We start from the raw sequence: 17825 nt of genomic DNA, 5'->3' as shown, positions 1-17825 counted from the left end.
GACTATGATTACGGCTATCGGCAATCCGGTTTACGATTATATCAAGACACATCGCATTAATCCCTCCGGCCGCGTGCTTAGCGGTTGCTCCACCAACGCCGCTCTGGCGCTGGCCAAGATCGGTCGACCGGTACGCCTCGTTGGAGCAATCGGTGAAGATTATCGCGAGCATCTGATGAAGTCGCTGGCGCAACTCCATATTGATGTCAGGATTATTCCGTCGAACGAGTCCGGCGGTTTCTCGCTGATTTATTACGACAACATGGGCAACCGCACCCTGGATCTGCTCGGACGCGCGGCCGATATCGGTGAGATCGATCCGGCCTGGTATGCCGACTCCGAAGCGGTGTTGATCGGTCCGATTCTGGGGGAAGTCTCATTCGACAATATCCGCCGCATTCGCGCAACATTCGATGGTCTATTCTTCTGTGATCCCCAGGGTCTGATTCGCAATGCCGATGCCGACAAGCGTATTTATCACGAGAAGGTGGACGGTATCGAAGAAATCCTTGGTCTGTTCGATATCGTCAAACCGAACGAACTCGAAGGGAAAGTGCTGACCGGGATTGATTGTCGCCGGGATCCTTACGAAGCAGCGCGGATAATCAAAAGCTGGGGGCCGAAGATCGTCATTGTGACTCTCGCTGAGCTGGGTTCGATTATTTACGACGGCAACAATTTTATCGATATCCCTCCGCATCCCGTCGATCTGCTCGATTCCACCGGCGCCGGCGACACCTATATGGCCGGCTTTACGCATGAATACCTCAAGACCGGCGGTGATTTACGACGAGCCGGTTGCTTTGCCTCCTGTACCTCGTCGATCATGATCGAAAACACCGGACCGGATTTCCCGATGACCGAAGCCATGATCCGTGAGCGCCAGGAACACTTGCTGGCGATGGAAGGATTCAAGGTTGACGTCGCGGTGAATAAATAGGATTCACGGTATGCCCAACATAATTTCATACGGAGATTTCGAGAAAGTCGATGAAGCGGAGGTGGGCGGAAGACTCTATTGACCGCTCAGGCCTTGATCCCGTCGAACAGGAACGAAATCAGATAATCAGCCATCTGCCGGGGGCGGATCGAATGGTCGATATATCGACGCTTGACCAGCGCCGAGACCACCAGCTCGACCAGATGTGCGGTAAGCTCGGCATCGGCGTCACTGCGGATTTCACCGGTCTGTTCGCCGCGTATGATGATATCGTTCACGTAGTCGCTGAAATGACGTTCTATGTCGACTCCCTCTAGAGCCACCGCGGAATGATATAACGCTCTTGTCACGAACAGGTAGAATTGTTCTTCGTCGCGATATAGTCGTGAGTTCACGATCAAAGCGTTGCACAGGTAACGGATACGATCTCGCGCCAGGGCTGCCGTTTCCGCCTGCCGCAACGACTGCATCCAGCGACCGAGGTAATCATCGAACATCAACACCGTGAACTCGAGCAGGTGGCTCTTGGAGGGAAAATACTGGAAAAACGAACCTTTACTGATACCGGCTTCACGACAAAACTGATCCACCGAAAGACCATCGTAACCGAATTCGGCGAACAGCTTCAAGGCCGTGCGGTACACCCGGCTCTTTTTGTCCGGAGTCAGGCGACGGAAGGTATCTCCTGCCGTGCCGTTGGCGGCCAGTTCGTTTATGAGATTCTCGTTGAGTGATTCCGGCATAGATGCCCCTTCAATACGTACGAAGGTGGAATAAATTTCAGTCGATTATGACTAATTAGTCATAATGCATAGACTAATAGTATATAATTTATGATAAATGTCAATATCCATTTGACACCCCGGAACCATCGGCATAGCTTCCGGGTCAAAAGGAACGTTGGCACACACTCATACAGAGGATGTAATCGATGTCAAAAGTCAGAGTAGCCATTATCGGAGTCGGCAACTGCGCCTCATCGCTGGTGCAGGGTGTCGAGTTTTACAAGAAGGCCAAGGATGACGATCAGATCCCGGGTCTGATGCACGTCAACCTGGGCGGCTATCACATTCGCGACATAGAGTTCTCGGCGGCGATCGATATCGACGCCAACAAAGTCGGTAAGGATCTGTCCGAAGCGATCTTCACCAAGCCGAACAACACCTACAAGTTCTGCAACGTCCCGAAGCTCGGCGTGCCGGTCATGCGCGGTATGACTCACGACGGTCTCGGATATTATCTGTCACAGATCATCACCAAGGCTCCCGGTGACACGGTCGATATCGTGAAATTGCTCAAGGATACCAAGACCGACGTGGTGATCAACTACCTGCCGGTCGGTTCCGAACACGCCACCAAGTGGTACGTGGAGCAGATTCTCGAGGCGGGTTGCGGTTTCGTGAACTGCATTCCGGTCTTCATCGCTCGCGAGCCGTATTGGCAGAAGCGTTTCAAGGAGAAGGGTCTTCCGGTTATCGGTGACGATATCAAATCGCAGGTCGGTGCTACGATCGCGCACCGCGTGTTGACTCGCTTGTTCCTCGAGCGTGGCGTCCGGCTGGAGCGTACCTCGCAGTTGAACGTCGGCGGCAACACCGATTTCTACAACATGCTCGAGCGCAGCCGTCTGGAGTCGAAGAAAATCTCCAAGACCAACGCTGTTACCTCGCAGCTCAACTACGACATCGGCGCCGACAACGTCCATATCGGTCCGTCCGATTACGTGGCCTGGCTGACCGACCGCAAGTGGGCTTATATCCGTCTGGAAGGGACCACGTTCGGCAACGTTCCGCTTAACATCGAAATGAAGATGGAAGTCTGGGACAGCCCGAACTCGGCCGGAGTCGTGATCGATGCTCTCCGTTGCTGCAAGCTCGGTCTGGATAATGGCCTCTCCGGCGCTCTGCTGGAGCCGTCGTCATACTTCAAGAAGTCCCCGCCGGTTCAATACACTGACGATGAAGCCCGTCGCTTGACCGAGGAGTTCATTGCCAAGTACGGCTGGAAGCAGACTGATGTGAAGAAAACCGCTCGTCGGACGACTAAACTCGCGGCCAAGAAGGCTACGACAAAAAAGCCGGTAACCGGCACTCAGAAAGCTGCCGCTCCGAAGAAAACCACCACGGCTAAAAAGCGCGTGGTTCGCAAGAAAAAATAGTCGATTCGATGCTAGAGTAAGCCTATTTTGACCGGCGACTGCAAAGTCGCCGGTTTTTTAATTGAAGAGAGGAGCCCGTGCCAGTAAGACACAAAGGACCGCTGTTTTTGACATTCGAGGGGATTGATGGTTGCGGCAAAACAACCCAGGCTATTCTTACCTATAAATTGCTCAAAGCGCATGGCTATGAGGTAAAGCTCCTGCGTGAGCCGGGATCGACCAAAGCGGCCGAGCGTATTCGCCGCATTCTCCTCGACAAAAAGCTCGATATTGACGCCACGACCGAACTTCTCCTCTATGAGGCAGCTCGGGCCAATATCACCGTGACCGAAATCGCTCCTTTCATGAGTGAAGGACACGTCGTGATCTGTGACCGCTTCTATGATTCCACCACCGCATACCAGGGATACGGTCGTAAACTCGATATCCGCACGGTCCGGTCGCTCCACAAGGTGGCCGTGGGCAAGCTCACCCCGGATTTGACTCTTCTTTTCGATCTCGATGTTGCCACTGCCCGATCACGCCAGGGAGATAACCTGGATCGGCTGGAGTCGGAACCCCAGGTCTTTTTCGAGCGTGTTCGGAAAGGTTTCCTCGAAATTGCACGCAAGGAACGGTCACGCGTAAAAGTCATTGATGCCGCCCGTCCGATTGAGGCGGTTTTTGCCGAGGTAACGGATATCTTAGCCAAACGTTACGGAATCAAATGAATCACCACACGCCGCTCGACACCCGTGCTATTCTCCAGTCGGGAGTGCTGATTACGCTCCTGGCGTTGCTCTGCGGTGCAATCGGCATTTATGTTATTACCGATCCGGCCATAATCGAATCCCAAACGCTTTATATCGCTGCGATGGTGATCGATCAGGAATACCAGAACGATGTGAACTGGAACCGGTTGACTAACTCCGCCCGTGATGCCATGATCGATCGACTCGACCGTTATTCCGGGATTGTCACCGATGAAGATTTCAGCGAGATGGATGAACAGATGACCGGTTCGTACGGCGGTATCGGCACTAGTATCGTCGGTCGCGATCGGGGGCTGCTCATTGTTTCGGTAGTCGACGGCGGCCCGGCGGATCAGGCCGGTCTCATGGACGGCGACTTGATCATCAGGGCCGACAGCGTCGATCTGGGAACATTGACGATGCACAATGCCGCCCGGCGTCTTCGCGGCGAAAAAGGCAGCCGGATTGAGCTGGCAGTGTTGCGACCCGGCAGCGCTGATACTCTCACGATCGAGGTAACGCGCGGGCGCATTCCCTACACTCACATCCCGTATGCCGGGATACGACCGGATAGTGTGGCTTATATCCGCTTGACCGATTTCGATGCCGGAGCGGCCGAAGCCGTGGAGCAATCTTTGGATAGTTTGAATGTTTCCTCAAACAACAGTGCTCTTAAGGGATTCATCCTGGATCTGCGCGGCAATCCCGGCGGCTTGTATCGGGAGGCGGTCGCGACGGCGAGCTTATTTTTACCGGCAGGAACGTTTATTGTCGGAACTGAGGGCCGCTCGCGTTGGACTCAGGCGACTGATCGCGCTGCCGGTGGTGACCGCACCGAGGGAATCCCGATGGTTGTCATGGTCGATCGTAATTCCGCTTCCGCATCGGAGATCACGGCCGGAGCGTTAAGACAGGCGGAACGGGCTGTTTTAGTTGGTGATACCACCTTCGGTAAGGGGCTGGTTCAGGGATTCGTGCGTATTCCGGGACAATACGGTCTCAGACTGACTATTTCGCGTTACTATCTCGACGGCCGCCTGTTCCTGAACCAGTTCGATTCCACCCTACAGGAAATAGGGAAGGGATTGACTCCCGATGTCGAATACAAAGCCGATTACGATCAGTTGTTCGTAAGCCGGTTGGAGAGTTCGCTTCTTTTGCAGCAGTTCGCTCATTCTCATCAGGATGAATTGATATATGACGGGCAGGATCTGATTTTACACGACAGTTGGATCGATGATTTCATGGAACTGGCCCGCAAAGAAGGCTTTGAGTTCGTCTCCGATCTGAGCGGCGATATCGAGATGCTGGCTGAAATGGCTCAGGATGAGGACTCTCCCAAAATTGTTCGTATGATCGAGAAGCTGCGTCGCATAGCGCACAAAGATGACATGAATCAATTCCGGCGTCATGCCGAATATATAAAAATGCGTCTGCTCCAGCTTGCACTTCAACGCAAGTATTCTGTCTATGCGGCCTATAAGCAGGCGGTGAGCCTTTTGAGCCCGGAGATTGTTTTCGCTGCCGGGCAGTTCGATCACAACCATGCCGACTGATTTGATCTGGTATATTAGCTGTGGCCTTGTGGCCGGGATGGCCGGCGGTTTTCTTGGAATCGGCGGCGGTGTTTTACTGGTACCGCTGCTGACGGTTGCTGCCGGACTGAGCGTACATACGGCAGTGCCGGTGTCGATTACCGCGGTCGCGGCGCATTCTTTTGCCTCATCGAATATCTATCTTAAACAGGGGCGAGTGGATCTGGAGTTAGCCCTGCCGGTGGTTCTGCTGATGACCATGGGGAGTGTGCTGGGTGGTTATTTACATCCGATTATCTCCCCGCATTGGGTGGAATTGCTGTTGGCGGCGATGATGATCTACACCGCGCTGTCGTTGATTTTCACCGGTAAGCGTCAAGATGACGGCATGTTCGAGGGACTCAAAAGCCGCAACTATGGTATCAGTGCGATTCTCGCGGCGGCGATAGGTTTTCTGGCCGGGTTGATCGGCGTAGGCGGCGGCGAGTTGCTGGTGCCGATTCTGTACAGCCTGGCCCGGGTGCCGTTTAAAACAGCCCGGGGTACGGCGCTGTTGATAATCTCATTTTCAGCGGCTGCGGCTTCGGCGGTTTACTTCCTGGAAGGAGCGGTCGAGCCGAGAGTGCTCGCACCGGTTTTGATCGGAGTTATCGCCGGTTCTCAACTGGGTTCTTTCCTGGGAATGCGAACGCCTTCGAGTATCGCGCGTTTCGTTTACATAGGTGTCATGGCCTATTTAGCTTATGCTATGTCGGCAAAAGGCATTGAGGGATTTTTATGAACCGGACCGATTTTAATCTGAACCCGCTTGTCGGATTGCAGCGACATTCCTTACGGATTATGATCATTCTCTTCGCTGTGAGCGCCGCACTCTATTCGCTGGGGGCGCCAATCGCCACCCTGGTGGGATTGATCGGTCTTGGCAGTTTATACCTGGCTACCGTAGTTAAGCTCGTTATGATTTCGGAACTTTTCAGGAAAGCGCATCTGCATCGTCTGTGGATGCTCTCTCTGGCTTTATTACTGGTGTTGGTTGCGGTGGTCGCAGCGGAATACATATCGATATGAAAACAGCGGTTTTTTGTGACTTCGATGGAACTGTCTGCCGACGCGATGTCGGGGCGACGCTTTTCAAAAAATTCTCAGGCGGCAGGACCGATGTCCTGATTCCCCTTTGGAAGGACGGGACGATTTCAACCCGGGAGTGTCTTCGCCATGAAGCCTCGATGGTCACACTGGACAAGCAGGAATTGTATCAATTTCTCGATGAGTTCCAACTCAATCCCGGCTTTGACCGTTTCTACGAACTTTGTCGCGCCGGTGGGGTGGATATCTACGTTATCTCCGACGGCTTCGGATTTTATATCGACTATATTCTCAAGCGCTTCGGCTACGGCGAACTGGAGGTTATCACCAATCATGGGCAATTGGTCGATGGTGTCCTGACGATCGAATTCCCCTGGAAGAACCGCCGCTGCCGTCGTTGCGGCACTTGCAAGGGAGAGAGGATAGCCGAATGGCGCGAGCGACAGAATGGTGAAAATCGTGTCGCATTCGTCGGCGACGGTTATTCCGATCTCTGTGCACTGGCGGAGAGTGATTTGGTTTTCGCGAAAAAAGACCTTGAACAGTACTGCTTACAGAACAATATTGACCATATCGTTTTCGATGATTTTGATGATGTTATCCATCATCTGCAGGGACGGCAATGGCTGCCCGAGACTAATTGAACGCATCCTACGGAGAGTACGATGAAAGCGATTATCATGGCCGGCGGATTTGGAACCCGGCTGCGACCTCTGACCATAAACATCCCCAAACCGATGGTCCCTATAGCCAACGTGCCCATGATGGAACACGTGGTGACACTTCTTTGCCAGCATGGCATCACCGATATAACCGCTTTACTCTATCATCAGGCAGAGAAGATTACCGAGCATTTCGGCAACGGCTCGCATTTCGATGTACGGATGGAGTATGTCCAGCCGGACGATGACTACGGCACGGCCGGAGCGGTCCGTTATGCCCTGGCCGATTGTGACGAACCGGTGCTGATCATATCGGGGGATCTCCTGACCGATTTCAACCTGACCCAGGCGATGGCCTGGCACAAGGAAAAGAAATCCGATGCCACATTGCTTCTCACCCGGATGGAGAACCCGCTGGCATACGGTATCGTTATCACCGACGGCGACGGCCGCATCGTTCGTTTTCTTGAAAAACCCTCCTGGGGAGAGGCTTTTTCCGATACGATCAACACCGGCATCTATTTGCTGGAACCCTCGGCCTATAACCTCATTCCGCCGCAAACCAACTTCGATTTTTCGCAGGATTTATTCCCGTTGATGCTTTCGAAGGAGATGGGACTGCACGGGAAAATCATGGATGGTTATTGGAAAGATGTCGGTAATGTCGGTGAGTATCGTCTGGCTCATGTAGATTTCTTCGACGGTTCGCTTCAGCTCGAGTTAAAACTCCAAAAAGTCGAACTCGAAAAGGGGATTCTTTACAAGGGCTTGAATGTTCATTTGGAACCCGGTGTCGAGCTCGAAGGCCGCGTCGTTTTGGGTAACGATGTTACCATTGGTGCTCACAGCCATTTGACCAACTGTGTGGTGGGACATCGCAGCCGCATCGGTCACGGCGCTGAACTGACCAACACTATTATTTGGAACGACAATTCAATCGGCGCCGAAGCCGGTATGACCGACGCCATTGTTTGTACGGGATCGCGGATCGGACGAGGGGTTACCCTTCTGGACAATGTGATCGTCTCGGATGAATGCCAGATCGGCGACTCTGCCACGGTCAAAGCCAACTGCAAAATCTGGCCGGGGAAAATGGTCGATCCGGGAGCGATTGTCTCGACTTCGGTGGTCTGGGGTGATAAATGGAACCGTGAGTTGTTTACCAACTCCAAGGTAGCCGGGCTGGCGCTGACCGAAATAACACCGGAGATGCTGGTCCGCCTCGGAGCCGCGTTCGGGGCTTTTGTCGGGCAGGGAAATTCGGTCGTAACCAGCCGTGATGCTTCGGATACTTCCCGTTTGCTCAAGCGCGGTTTGATTTCGGGATTGCTGGCCGCCGGTGTTCATGTTTCCGATTTCGAAATGCTCCCCATTCCGGTGGTGCGTTACGGTCTTCGTCGCGGCGAGTATTCCGCCGGCATTTATGTCCGGCATAATCCCGAGGATTACCGTCGCATCGACATCATCTTTTTTGACGGCAACGGACTCGATTTGCCGACCGCCAAATCCAAGAAGGTCGAGCGGCTTTATTTCGGTGAAGATTTCGAGCGTGCCGGGTTGGATCAGATCGGCCATTTGGACATGGAAGAGCACGTGCTCGAGGACTACCGCGAGGATTTCCTCAAAGCGATAGACAGCAATATCATTCGTGAGGCCGGTTTCAAACTGGTCGTGGACCATTCCAACGGCGCTTCCAGCCAGGTGTTCCCGACGCTCTTTTTCAATCTGGGCATTTCGGCCATCGAACTTAACGCCAATCTGAATCCGCGCAAGTTCGCCGTTTCACCGGAAGAGCAGTCGCAGGCGATTGTTCAGCTTTCCTCGATTGTCACTTCGCTGCACTGTGATGTCGGTTTCCTGCTAAACTCAGCCGCCGAAAAACTGACAGCGGTGGACGAAACCGGCAAACCGATCGATCCGCAGTTGTTCCTGCTCATTGTGGTTGATCTTTTCCTCCGGACCAACAAGGCGACCAAGATCGCCGTTCCGGTGGGAGCCTCGATGGGAGTCGAAGAGATCGCCGCCGAGCATAATGTCGAGGTCATCCGCGTTGCCAACGACCATTTGAGCATGATGGAAATCCATCGTCGCGGTGAGGTCGATTTTGTCGGCGGCACTCGCGGTGGATTTATCATGCCGGGTTTCCAGCACGGTTCCGATGCCATGCTGGCGGCGGTGAAATTGCTCGAAATGATGGCGCTGACACACAGTCGCCTCGGAAGTCTCCGCAAACGATTCGAGGGACTTGTCCGCAAGTCCGCTTCGGTTCCTTGTCCCTGGTCGCGCAAGGGGACGGTCATGCGCAAGTTGATCGTCGGCTCGGAGGACAAGCAGCGGCAGTTGATCGACGGTGTGCGGATTTTTGAGGATGACGGCTGGGTGCTGGTTACCCCCGACCGCACCACTGCCTCGTTCAATATCCTGGCGGAATCGCGCTCACGCGATGGTGCTGATCTTTTAGTCGATCGTTACCGTTCGATGGTCGAGGAGTCGCAGGTCGACTGAGAGAGTGCAGAAGAGATAACGATCTGTAAAGCCCGGGAACTTGCTCCCGGGCTTTTTCAATGTGGCGTCAGGGATTTCTGCTTAACTCGTGGGCCCCTGTGTCTGCATCTTTTCATTGATCCGCTGGTGGCTCGCCTGTCCACGGGTGGGATATATCTGAAAGCTTCGGACAAAGGTGACCCACCCCTCGGGTGGGAAGTTTGCAAACGTTAACAGGTGTCGAAACTTCGCTTCGCGATCCGCTTTCGGCGGACAGGGGTTTCGACCTACAGCGGCTTCAAAAGTACGCGTTCCATTGCGGCCACCTGAAGGCGGTGGTCGAATCGTGCCATAGCTTCTTCCCGGGCAGAACGAGCCAATCTTTCACGCTCTTCGGGATGTTCAATCAACTCTCGCAGGCAGTTCTCCAGGGCAGACGCTGATTGGGGTGGAAACAGTCGACCGGTTTTGCCGTCGGTAACGATTTCCACCGTGCCCCCTTCGGCAGTGGCGACCACGGCGCGCCCCGAGGCCATCGCTTCGACCGTCACCATGCCGAACGTTTCCGAATGTGAGGTCAGTACGAATATATCGAGAGCGGCATAGGCGGTCTCGACGTCTGCCATGAACGGTCGTTGATGTACGAAACCGTTAAGGCCCAGTCGCTCGATCATCGCATTCAGCTTCTGTTCGTATTCCTGTGCCTCACCGGCGGTGCGATCTCCCACCAGAAGTACGTGGACCGACAGACCGGAACGATGCAATCCGGCTACGGCTTCGATTAACGTATCCTGTCCTTTCTTGGGGTCGAGTCGCCCGATGTTGCCGATCACGATTCCCTCAGTCGGTAGCTTGAGACGAACGCGGGCTTCGATTCGATCCGGAAGATTCTCCACGAACGGTTCCTGAACGATGCCGTAGGGAATCACATGAATGCGCTCGGGCGGGATCACCGTGGCCGCCGCGACGCGCTTTTTGAACATCGGTAAAGGGGCGATCCAGGCATCGAAGCTGCGATATTGCCAGTTGTGAATCGGATCGCGTTTGTTGGCTCCGAGATGCATGTGCTGGAGATTCATCAACCGGAATGAATCACTACAGAGTCTCCGGGCCAGCGCCACGGTAAGTCGATCTCGACTCAGGTTGGAAATGAGCCAGCCTATTTTATCTCTCCTGGCACGCCCTATCAGCCAACGCGCCTTGAAATAGGCACCGGCCAATCCGCCGATTTTATGCGGTCTCACAACCGGCAACCCGACATCCCGGGCGGTGATCCCAAGCGGGGATTTCGGATCGCCGTAGATGGCTGTCGGCCATCCGCGCTCGGCCAGCCACCGCGCCAGGCGGAGAACATTCATTTCCAGCCCGCCCCAGGAATGGGTGTCGCAAAGAAAAGCCAGTCCGGGTTTGTTCGTTTTAATCTCTGTCATAATTAATTCTGCCGTCAGGCATCGTTCGTAACGAAGATAAGATCGGCGGGAAGTAAACGAAATGAAAAAAGCCCGGTTGCTTGTCCGGGCCATTAGCTATCACAAAAAGCCGCACGGATCACACCGGCGGCTCGATATATTTTACCGTAAGAAGTTATTCGATATCGGTCGGCGTCTCTTCCGCAATTTCCTCTGATTCATTCTTCCAGAGAATCGCGGCCGGAATGAGTACACAATAACCGAGTGTCAGCAAAACCGGGGAGAGGGTCATGGAACCCTGGCCCAGGAGAATATAGCCGATTACGATAACGACCAGAGCCGCACCGAAGAGAATATAATTCTTCTTCCCGAACGGCCATTCCACTTCTTCGGTGGAGCTATCTTGTTTCTTTGCTTTAACTGCCATAATACGCCTGTAAAAAAGCGATCCAACGTTATCTGTCAAGAAGTTTCACGGATCACGTTCAACCCGTCGGTCTCATTCTTATACCAGATCGGGAGGCCCGTCGCCCATAGAAACATCAGCAACTGGCGGACTTCTTCATCGGAAAAAGTAGCCTCGGTGGCGGAACTTATCAGAAATAAAAGCGATCCAAGCAGCCCGGCCAGCGCCAGTCGCTGTGCCGTGGGATTGATCCCCTGCCGGAAATTGCGGAACTGCCGCCATAAAACCGTCAGCCAGAGCGCCGCGAACAACAACGCCCCCGGTATGCCGGTTTGGGCGGCGACATCGAGGAGATCGTTATGAGCGTGGGGTAACTTACGATACTCCGGAATATCAGGCCGTAGCCGGGCAGCGTATTCTTCCGGAAAATTACCCGGGCCGACTCCAAAGATCGGATTGTCGGAAATAATACTTGCAGTGTTGGACCAGACGAATAAACGGCTGCCTTCATAATCGGTGCTCAGATCACGGGTCGAATCCCCAACGAAACGGTTGGAAAGTCCCGGGATTGCCAGCCAGGCGGCCAGTCCGACTGCCGCCACGATGCTGATCAGGGCAATTGCCGCTCGTTTTCGGGTCAGCAAGCCCGCCAGCACGGCCACGATAACCATGCCGGCCGCGACTGTACGCGAGAAAGTCAGCACCGTTGCCAGCGCCGCCAGTCCGGCGGTCAGGAGAATCAGAAAACGGTGTCGACGGTCGAGATTGTTCCCCGGTAGTAATCCCAGTCCAAGCAGAAAAGCAGCCGCAGTGCCGTAATAATTCCCGAATGTCAGCCGGTGCGTAAAATTCCCGCGCACTTTGAAACCGAATCCGGGCGCCTCCTGAAGCGGTGTCGATTTGAACCAGTTCAAACCGAATACATACTGCAGGATTCCATAAATACTTATTACCAGCACCGCCAGTACGAAACATCGCAAGAGAAGCCGCTGATAATCCGGTCGCTGCATAACTGCCGCGCCGATCGGAATTACGCAAAAAAGCCAGGCCTCACGCATCGTGTTAAGCGATTTCAGCGGTGTGCCCCCGACCATCGCGGCGATGATATACCAGGCGAGCAGCGCTCCGATCAGCCAATAGATGTTTTTCAACTCCCCGGCAAACGGATTTGAACGATCGCGGATCATCACGATCAGGAACAGCAGTAGCGATACCCCCAGCGCTATCTGCGCCAGGGCAATGGAGAAAGTTGACCCGACAACGAAGACCAAAAAGGTGAACGCGAGGGCCCTCGTGAGGCCTTGTGCCTCAGTGTGGTTCATCCAAATAAATCGGCTTCTATGGTTTCAACCAGAGTATGGATAATGAAGATATGCTCTTCCTGAATGCGTTGAGTCGAGGTGTGCGGGATAATAATGCTGCGGTCGACCGTTTCCGCCAGTCGGCCGCCGTTGCCGCCCAGCAACCCCGCCGTGAGTATGCCTTTCTCGCGAGCAACCGTCACCGCCTTGAGCAGGTTGGCCGAGTTGCCCGAAGTGGAAATAACCAGCAACAAGTCACCTTTATTGCCGAGAGCTTCGGTTTGCCGTGCGAACATGTTCTCGAAGCCGAAATCGTTCGAGGCCGCTGTTACCACCGAGGGGTCCATGCCCAGGGCTATCGCCGGCAGAGCCTGACGGTTGCGGTCGGCGGTCAGGCGCACGACCATCTCCGCCGCAAAATGCGAGGCATCGGAAGCCGAGCCGCCGTTGCCTGCGATGAGGAGTTTGCCGCCGCTGCCGATCACTCCGGCTGTCACTGCGGCCAGGTCATGCACTCGCGGACCGATTTCTTCGATCCAGGTTCGGCGAAGTTCTGAGGTCTCGTCCGCCTGACGTCTCAGCTTTGATATGAACTCATCTGATTTCAAACCGAAGATGTCTCCTTCTGGTGAGTCGCATCGGTCAACTCACGCAAATACACATTTTGGGGGTCCTGTTCAATCCCGGTTCCTACAACCACGAACGAAGCTCCGGCCTCGATAGTTCGCGCGCAGTCCTCGGCGGTGCGGAGACCGCCGCCGACGATGGTCGGAATCTCGATAAACCGACTGACCTGTCGGACCATTTCGAGCGGGACCGATTCTTTGGCGCCGGATCCGGCTTCCAGATAAACCAGTTTCATCCCGAGATATTGAGCCGCCAGGGCATGGGCGCAGGCGATATCCGGTTTGGAGCGCGGGATCGGCAGCGTGCCGGAAATATACTGGACCGAGGTTAACGGACCGGATTCTATCAGCATGTAGCCGGTCGGAATAGTCTCAATCCCGCAACGCTTTGCCAGCGGAGCGCCTTTGACCTGTTCCTCGATCAGGTAGACCGGATTGCGACCGGAGATCAGCGAAGTGAACAGAAGCGCATCGGCGTACGGGTTAATCTGGGCATATGAACCGGGGAAAATGATCACCGGGATATCGCATCGTTCTTTAATTGCTTTTACCGCCAAAGGGAAATTGGTGTCGAGCATGAACGAGGTGCCTACGAGGAGGGCATCGACTCCGCAGTCGGCGGCTTGCTCGGCCAGACCGAGATAAACCTGTTCGGGAATCCGGTCCGGATCAATCAGGAGTAGAAAACCCCCACCGCGAGTACGGCTGCGCTCAATCAAAGCCTCGTATGTTTTCCCGTTGTTCATAAAATCCCCCTCTTCGCTTTCCCGTCCCGCACGACCCGGGACTGTTGCCGGCTCACGGCAGGTTGTCTAAGGTCGGGGAGATCAGCCTCCCGACTGCGCGACTGAGAGCACAAATCTCGCATAGCGGGCGGCTGGTCAGACTAATCCGGCAGGAGCTCCTCTAGTTTCTCTACCATACTAATCAATTGTGTGCCGTCGGCGACGCTACCCTGGGCGAAATTCGGTTTGCCGCCGCCGCGTCCGCCAAAAGCCGAAAACAGTTCTTTGGCCAGATTCCCGGCGTGGATTTTTTGCTCCTTGACGGCCGAACCGGAAGCGGCCACGAGAGCGGTTGTTTTGCCGTTTACCGAACCGATTGCCAGTGCTACGATCGCCTTGGATGCTTCCTTCTGGGCATCGGCCCAACTGGCCATCGTATCACGATCGGTTTCGCCGAAATCGTTGAACGAAACGGTCAAAGCTCCTTTGGTCCGTTCCTGGCCGACTGTTTTGCCGCCGCCGGAGAACATCTCCGCTTTGACCTTCTTGATCTCTTTATTGAGCGTCTGATTGGTTTCGCGCAACTGCTTTACACCGTCGAGCGCTTCTATCTCGGGGCGGTTAACCACTCCCGCCACCTCGCGTCGGAATCGTTTCGTTTCCAGCATGTACTTAATCGCCTCACGTCCGGTGATCGCTTCGAGTCGACGAACCCCCGAGGCGATGCCGGTCTCGACCGTGATAAACATCGGACCGATCTGACTCACATTCTCGACATGGGTGCCGCCGCATAACTCCCTGGAGAAGCCCTCCACCGAGACTACGCGTACCTTGTCACCGTATTTTTCGCCGAATAGAGCCATAGCGCCGGTCTTTTTGGCCTGGTCAATATCCATAATGTCCGTTTTGACCGGAGTGCCGGCCAGAATCTCCTCGTTGACCAGTCGCTCGACCTCTTCGATCTGTTCGGCCGTCAGCGGTTGATGATGCGAGAAGTCGAAACGAAGGCGATCCGGTCCCACGTACGATCCGGACTGCTTGATATGCTGACCCAGCACCTGGCGCAAAGCGGCGTGAGTGAGGTGGGTGGCCGTATGATTGCGCATGATATCCCAACGACGGGCTTCGTCCACCTCGGCGGTGACTTCCTGCCCGAGCTGGAAATCATCGACCCGCCCGATCTTTACCCGTCCGATGTGAACGGTGTGCTCCTGATGATTGTACAATCCGGATACTTCAAATTCCCAGCCGGGGCCATTTATACAGCCGGTGTCGCTGATTTGTCCACCCGACTCGACGTAAAACGGGGAGCGATCGAGCACCAGCGCGGCATGGCCGAGATCGCTGACATTGCCCGCTATCAATTTAGCCTTGAGATTCAATTCACCGCGCATGAATTCTGTATTCGGTTTGTTATCGAGACCATCGGCCTGAAGCGCTTCCACCAGCTTACGGAGCTTTTGGTCGCCACCGACTTCGAAAGATGATCCTGCGCGCGATTGTTCTTTCTGCTGCTCCATCGCCTTTTCAAAACCGTCGCGGTCCAGCGTAAGACCCTGTTCCGAAGCCATAATTTCAGTCAGGTCATAGGGGAAACCATAGGTGTCGTACAAGCGAAACACCTCATCTCCCGGAACGATCCGGCCGCCATCAGCTTTGACCCTGGTCGCTACTCGATCGAATAACTCCAAACCGGTGGCCAGCGTGCGGGCGAATGATTCTTCCTCGGTTTTAACGATGCTCTCGATATGTGTCTGCTTTTCTTTGATCTCCGGAAAAGCTTCACCCATTTCATTCACCAGGACCGGCACGAGGCGATAAAGGAATGGCTCCTCAAGACCGATCAGTCGGCCGTGGCGGGCGGCGCGGCGCAAAATTCGGCGCAAAACGTACCCCTGGCCTTCGTTGGAGATACCGGCGCCGTCGGCGATGGCAAAGGTCAGCGCCCGGATATGGTCGGCGATCACGTTGTGCGAAAACACGGAATCTTTGTAAGACGAACCGGACATATCCGAAATGGCGTTGATCAGGCTCTGGAACAGGTCGATCTGAAACACCGTGTCGGTGCCCTGGAGCACCGAAGCAATTCGTTCCAAACCCATACCAGTGTCAACCGAGGGTTTGGGCAGATCAACCACCTGCCCATCCGGAAGCTGATCGAACTGCATAAAAACGAGGTTCCATATTTCAACGAAGCGGTCGGTTTCACCGTTGACTATATCCTCCGGACCGGTACCGTATTTTTCACCCCGGTCGATATGTATCTCGCTGCACGGACCGCAGGGACCGACGTTGCCCATCGACCAGTAGTTGTCTTTTTTGCCGAAACGAAGAATCCGGCCGTTCTTCAGCTCCGGGGCTATTTTGCCCCAAAGCTCGAAGGCGTCGTCGTCGGTTTCGTAAACGGTCGCATAAAGGCGATCCACCGGCAATTTGGCCGTTTTGGTGAGCCATTCCCAGGCCATACTGATCGCTTCTTCCTTGAAATAATCGCCGAAACTGAAATTACCCAGCATTTCAAAGAAAGTGTGATGGCGGGCGGTGAAGCCTACATTGTCTAGATCGTTGTGTTTGCCGCCGGCGCGGATACATTTTTGCGTCGAGGCAGCTCGGCGGTAGTCGACCTTCCGTTTGCCGGTGAACACGTCCTTGAACTGATTCATACCGGCGTTGGTGAAAAGCAGGGTGGGATCCTCGAATGGAATCACCGGGGAAGAGGGAACGATTTTATGGTCGTGTTTCCGGAAATAATCCAGAAAAGCGTGTCTTATATCGGCGGTCTTGATGTTGTTATTCCTCGTTTTTATCGGCCCATAACTGATCAAACGCGGCTTTAGAGGCAGCATAGCCAAAACCGCGTCGGGAAAGGTAATTATACGCCTTGCGCTGGGCCGTTTCAAGTTCAAACTGGCTTATCCGGTTCCAGCGGGACTCGAGAGCGCTTACTGCGGAGGCGACATTATCTCCGCTCGGGATTAGCATTTCGGCAGTCTGCTCGGCCAGCCTCCGGTCGATTTGTTTCTTGCGCAGATAAGCGATCAGATACGAACGACCGCAAGGTTGACGTTCCAACAGCGACTGTCCGGCGGCAGCGGCAAAGCGGGCGTCATCGAGCGTGCCCGTTTTGCGATAACAGCCGATTATGGGGTCGATAATCTCCCGCGTGAAGCCTTTGCGGCGGAGTTTGCCGATCAGTTCACCGGTGGAATGATCACGCATGGCCAGCAGGTCACCGACCTTGCGCTCGCAGAGGAAGCGCTGTGAGTCAAGATGGAGCGTTCGCAGTTGCCCCTCGGTGATGACGATTCCTTCGATCAGGCGATGCCGGGTGGCAGCCTCATGGGAAATCAACAACGGTTGCTCCTGGCCGCTGATGGTCAGGGCCAGGCCCCCGGAGATTTCCTTTATCTTGGACAGTATCAGTTTCGGCATAGATGTCGTCCGTACAGTTACGTTCTGGTAATGTCAGCTTAGTGATTTGGATGAATCGGATCAACTAGTTTTCCACAATGCTGCGAGAGTTGGTTCACATTTTCTTATAGTTCGTTCGCATGAAGGACTTTTTTGTACTGTTCAATGTTGACTGAGTAAATTCGATATGTTATTGTCAATCGCAATTGAATTGATAACGATGCGATACCCGCCAGGCTGAGGTATTACGAGCGAATCAGATCGAAATTCCTAATGACTCAGGGTGCAATTCCCGGTATCGCGATACAAGAACGAAAGCTGTTAACTTCTAAATAGATTGCACGGAGCATT

The 17825-nt window shown here is 54.4% G+C and carries 16 protein-coding genes; 8 read left to right on the top strand and 8 right to left on the bottom strand.

Translation table 11 applies throughout. The features are described from left to right. The first annotated feature begins 4 nt into the window (after nucleotides 1-4). Nucleotides 5-940, top strand: coding sequence for a PfkB family carbohydrate kinase (locus PLF13_01135; GenBank protein HOP05872.1), 936 nt, complete (start codon nucleotides 5-7; stop codon nucleotides 938-940). An 86-nt stretch (nucleotides 941-1026) separates the two neighbouring features. Here PLF13_01135 and PLF13_01130 read toward each other — a convergent pair whose 3' ends face one another. Continuing rightward, nucleotides 1027-1683: a TetR/AcrR family transcriptional regulator gene (locus PLF13_01130; GenBank protein HOP05871.1), complete on the bottom strand. Its 657-nt coding sequence runs from the start codon at nucleotides 1681-1683 to the stop codon at nucleotides 1027-1029. A gap of 188 nt (nucleotides 1684-1871) precedes the next feature. Between PLF13_01130 and PLF13_01125 the strand changes: the two genes are divergently transcribed. The 7 genes from PLF13_01125 to PLF13_01095 all read left to right on the top strand — a co-directional run bounded on the left by PLF13_01125 (nucleotide 1872) and on the right by PLF13_01095 (nucleotide 9617). After that, on the top strand, nucleotides 1872-3098 hold the full coding sequence (locus PLF13_01125) for an inositol-3-phosphate synthase (protein ID HOP05870.1): 1227 nt from the start codon (nucleotides 1872-1874) through the stop codon (nucleotides 3096-3098). 77 nt (nucleotides 3099-3175) lie between these two features. Then, nucleotides 3176-3808, top strand: a complete 633-nt coding sequence (gene tmk, locus PLF13_01120) for a dTMP kinase (protein HOP05869.1) — start codon at nucleotides 3176-3178, stop codon at nucleotides 3806-3808. Then, nucleotides 3805-5385, top strand: a complete 1581-nt coding sequence (locus PLF13_01115) for a S41 family peptidase (protein ID HOP05868.1) — start codon at nucleotides 3805-3807, stop codon at nucleotides 5383-5385. The genes tmk and PLF13_01115 overlap by 4 nt, the downstream gene beginning before the upstream one ends. Then, nucleotides 5375-6145 carry a sulfite exporter TauE/SafE family protein gene (locus PLF13_01110; GenBank protein HOP05867.1) on the top strand — a complete coding sequence of 257 codons (771 nt, stop codon included), beginning with the start codon at nucleotides 5375-5377 and terminating at the stop codon, nucleotides 6143-6145. Before PLF13_01115 ends, PLF13_01110 begins: the two co-directional genes overlap by 11 nt. Beyond that, entirely contained in the window at nucleotides 6142-6432 is a 291-nt protein-coding gene (locus PLF13_01105; GenBank protein ID HOP05866.1) for a hypothetical protein, read from the top strand. The genes PLF13_01110 and PLF13_01105 overlap by 4 nt, the downstream gene beginning before the upstream one ends. Then, entirely contained in the window at nucleotides 6429-7094 is a 666-nt protein-coding gene (locus PLF13_01100; GenBank protein HOP05865.1) for an MtnX-like HAD-IB family phosphatase, read from the top strand. The genes PLF13_01105 and PLF13_01100 overlap by 4 nt, the downstream gene beginning before the upstream one ends. A 21-nt stretch (nucleotides 7095-7115) precedes the next feature. After that, nucleotides 7116-9617, top strand: a complete 2502-nt coding sequence (locus PLF13_01095; GenBank protein ID HOP05864.1) for a sugar phosphate nucleotidyltransferase — start codon at nucleotides 7116-7118, stop codon at nucleotides 9615-9617. A gap of 266 nt (nucleotides 9618-9883) precedes the next feature. Here the strand turns inward: PLF13_01095 and PLF13_01090 are convergent, their stop codons facing one another. The 7 genes from PLF13_01090 to PLF13_01060 all read right to left on the bottom strand — a co-directional run bounded on the left by PLF13_01090 (nucleotide 9884) and on the right by PLF13_01060 (nucleotide 17495). Next, complete coding sequence (locus PLF13_01090) at nucleotides 9884-11026, bottom strand: glycosyltransferase family 4 protein (protein ID HOP05863.1); 1143 nt, start codon at nucleotides 11024-11026, stop codon at nucleotides 9884-9886. A 154-nt stretch (nucleotides 11027-11180) separates the two neighbouring features. Further along, complete coding sequence (locus PLF13_01085; GenBank protein HOP05862.1) at nucleotides 11181-11432, bottom strand: DUF3098 domain-containing protein; 252 nt, start codon at nucleotides 11430-11432, stop codon at nucleotides 11181-11183. Nucleotides 11433-11467: 35 nt separating this feature from the next. After that, nucleotides 11468-12733: an O-antigen ligase family protein gene (locus PLF13_01080; GenBank protein HOP05861.1), complete on the bottom strand. Its 1266-nt coding sequence runs from the start codon at nucleotides 12731-12733 to the stop codon at nucleotides 11468-11470. Further along, nucleotides 12730-13320 carry an SIS domain-containing protein gene (locus tag PLF13_01075; GenBank protein ID HOP05860.1) on the bottom strand — a complete coding sequence of 197 codons (591 nt, stop codon included), beginning with the start codon at nucleotides 13318-13320 and terminating at the stop codon, nucleotides 12730-12732. Before PLF13_01075 ends, PLF13_01080 begins: the two co-directional genes overlap by 4 nt. Further along, nucleotides 13317-14084, bottom strand: a complete 768-nt coding sequence (locus PLF13_01070) for a geranylgeranylglyceryl/heptaprenylglyceryl phosphate synthase (GenBank protein ID HOP05859.1) — start codon at nucleotides 14082-14084, stop codon at nucleotides 13317-13319. The genes PLF13_01075 and PLF13_01070 overlap by 4 nt, the downstream gene beginning before the upstream one ends. A 140-nt stretch (nucleotides 14085-14224) precedes the next feature. Continuing rightward, nucleotides 14225-16909, bottom strand: coding sequence for an alanine--tRNA ligase (gene alaS / locus PLF13_01065; GenBank protein ID HOP05858.1), 2685 nt, complete (start codon nucleotides 16907-16909; stop codon nucleotides 14225-14227). Beyond that, on the bottom strand, nucleotides 16854-17495 hold the full coding sequence (locus PLF13_01060; GenBank protein HOP05857.1) for a regulatory protein RecX: 642 nt from the start codon (nucleotides 17493-17495) through the stop codon (nucleotides 16854-16856). The genes alaS and PLF13_01060 overlap by 56 nt, the downstream gene beginning before the upstream one ends. Between the last annotated feature and the right edge of the window lie 330 nt (nucleotides 17496-17825).

The sequence above is a fragment of the Candidatus Zixiibacteriota bacterium genome (assembly GCA_035380245.1).
Classification (GTDB): domain Bacteria; phylum Zixibacteria; class MSB-5A5; order GN15; family FEB-12; genus DAOSXA01.
This window is presented reverse-complemented; position numbering and strand designations above follow the sequence as displayed.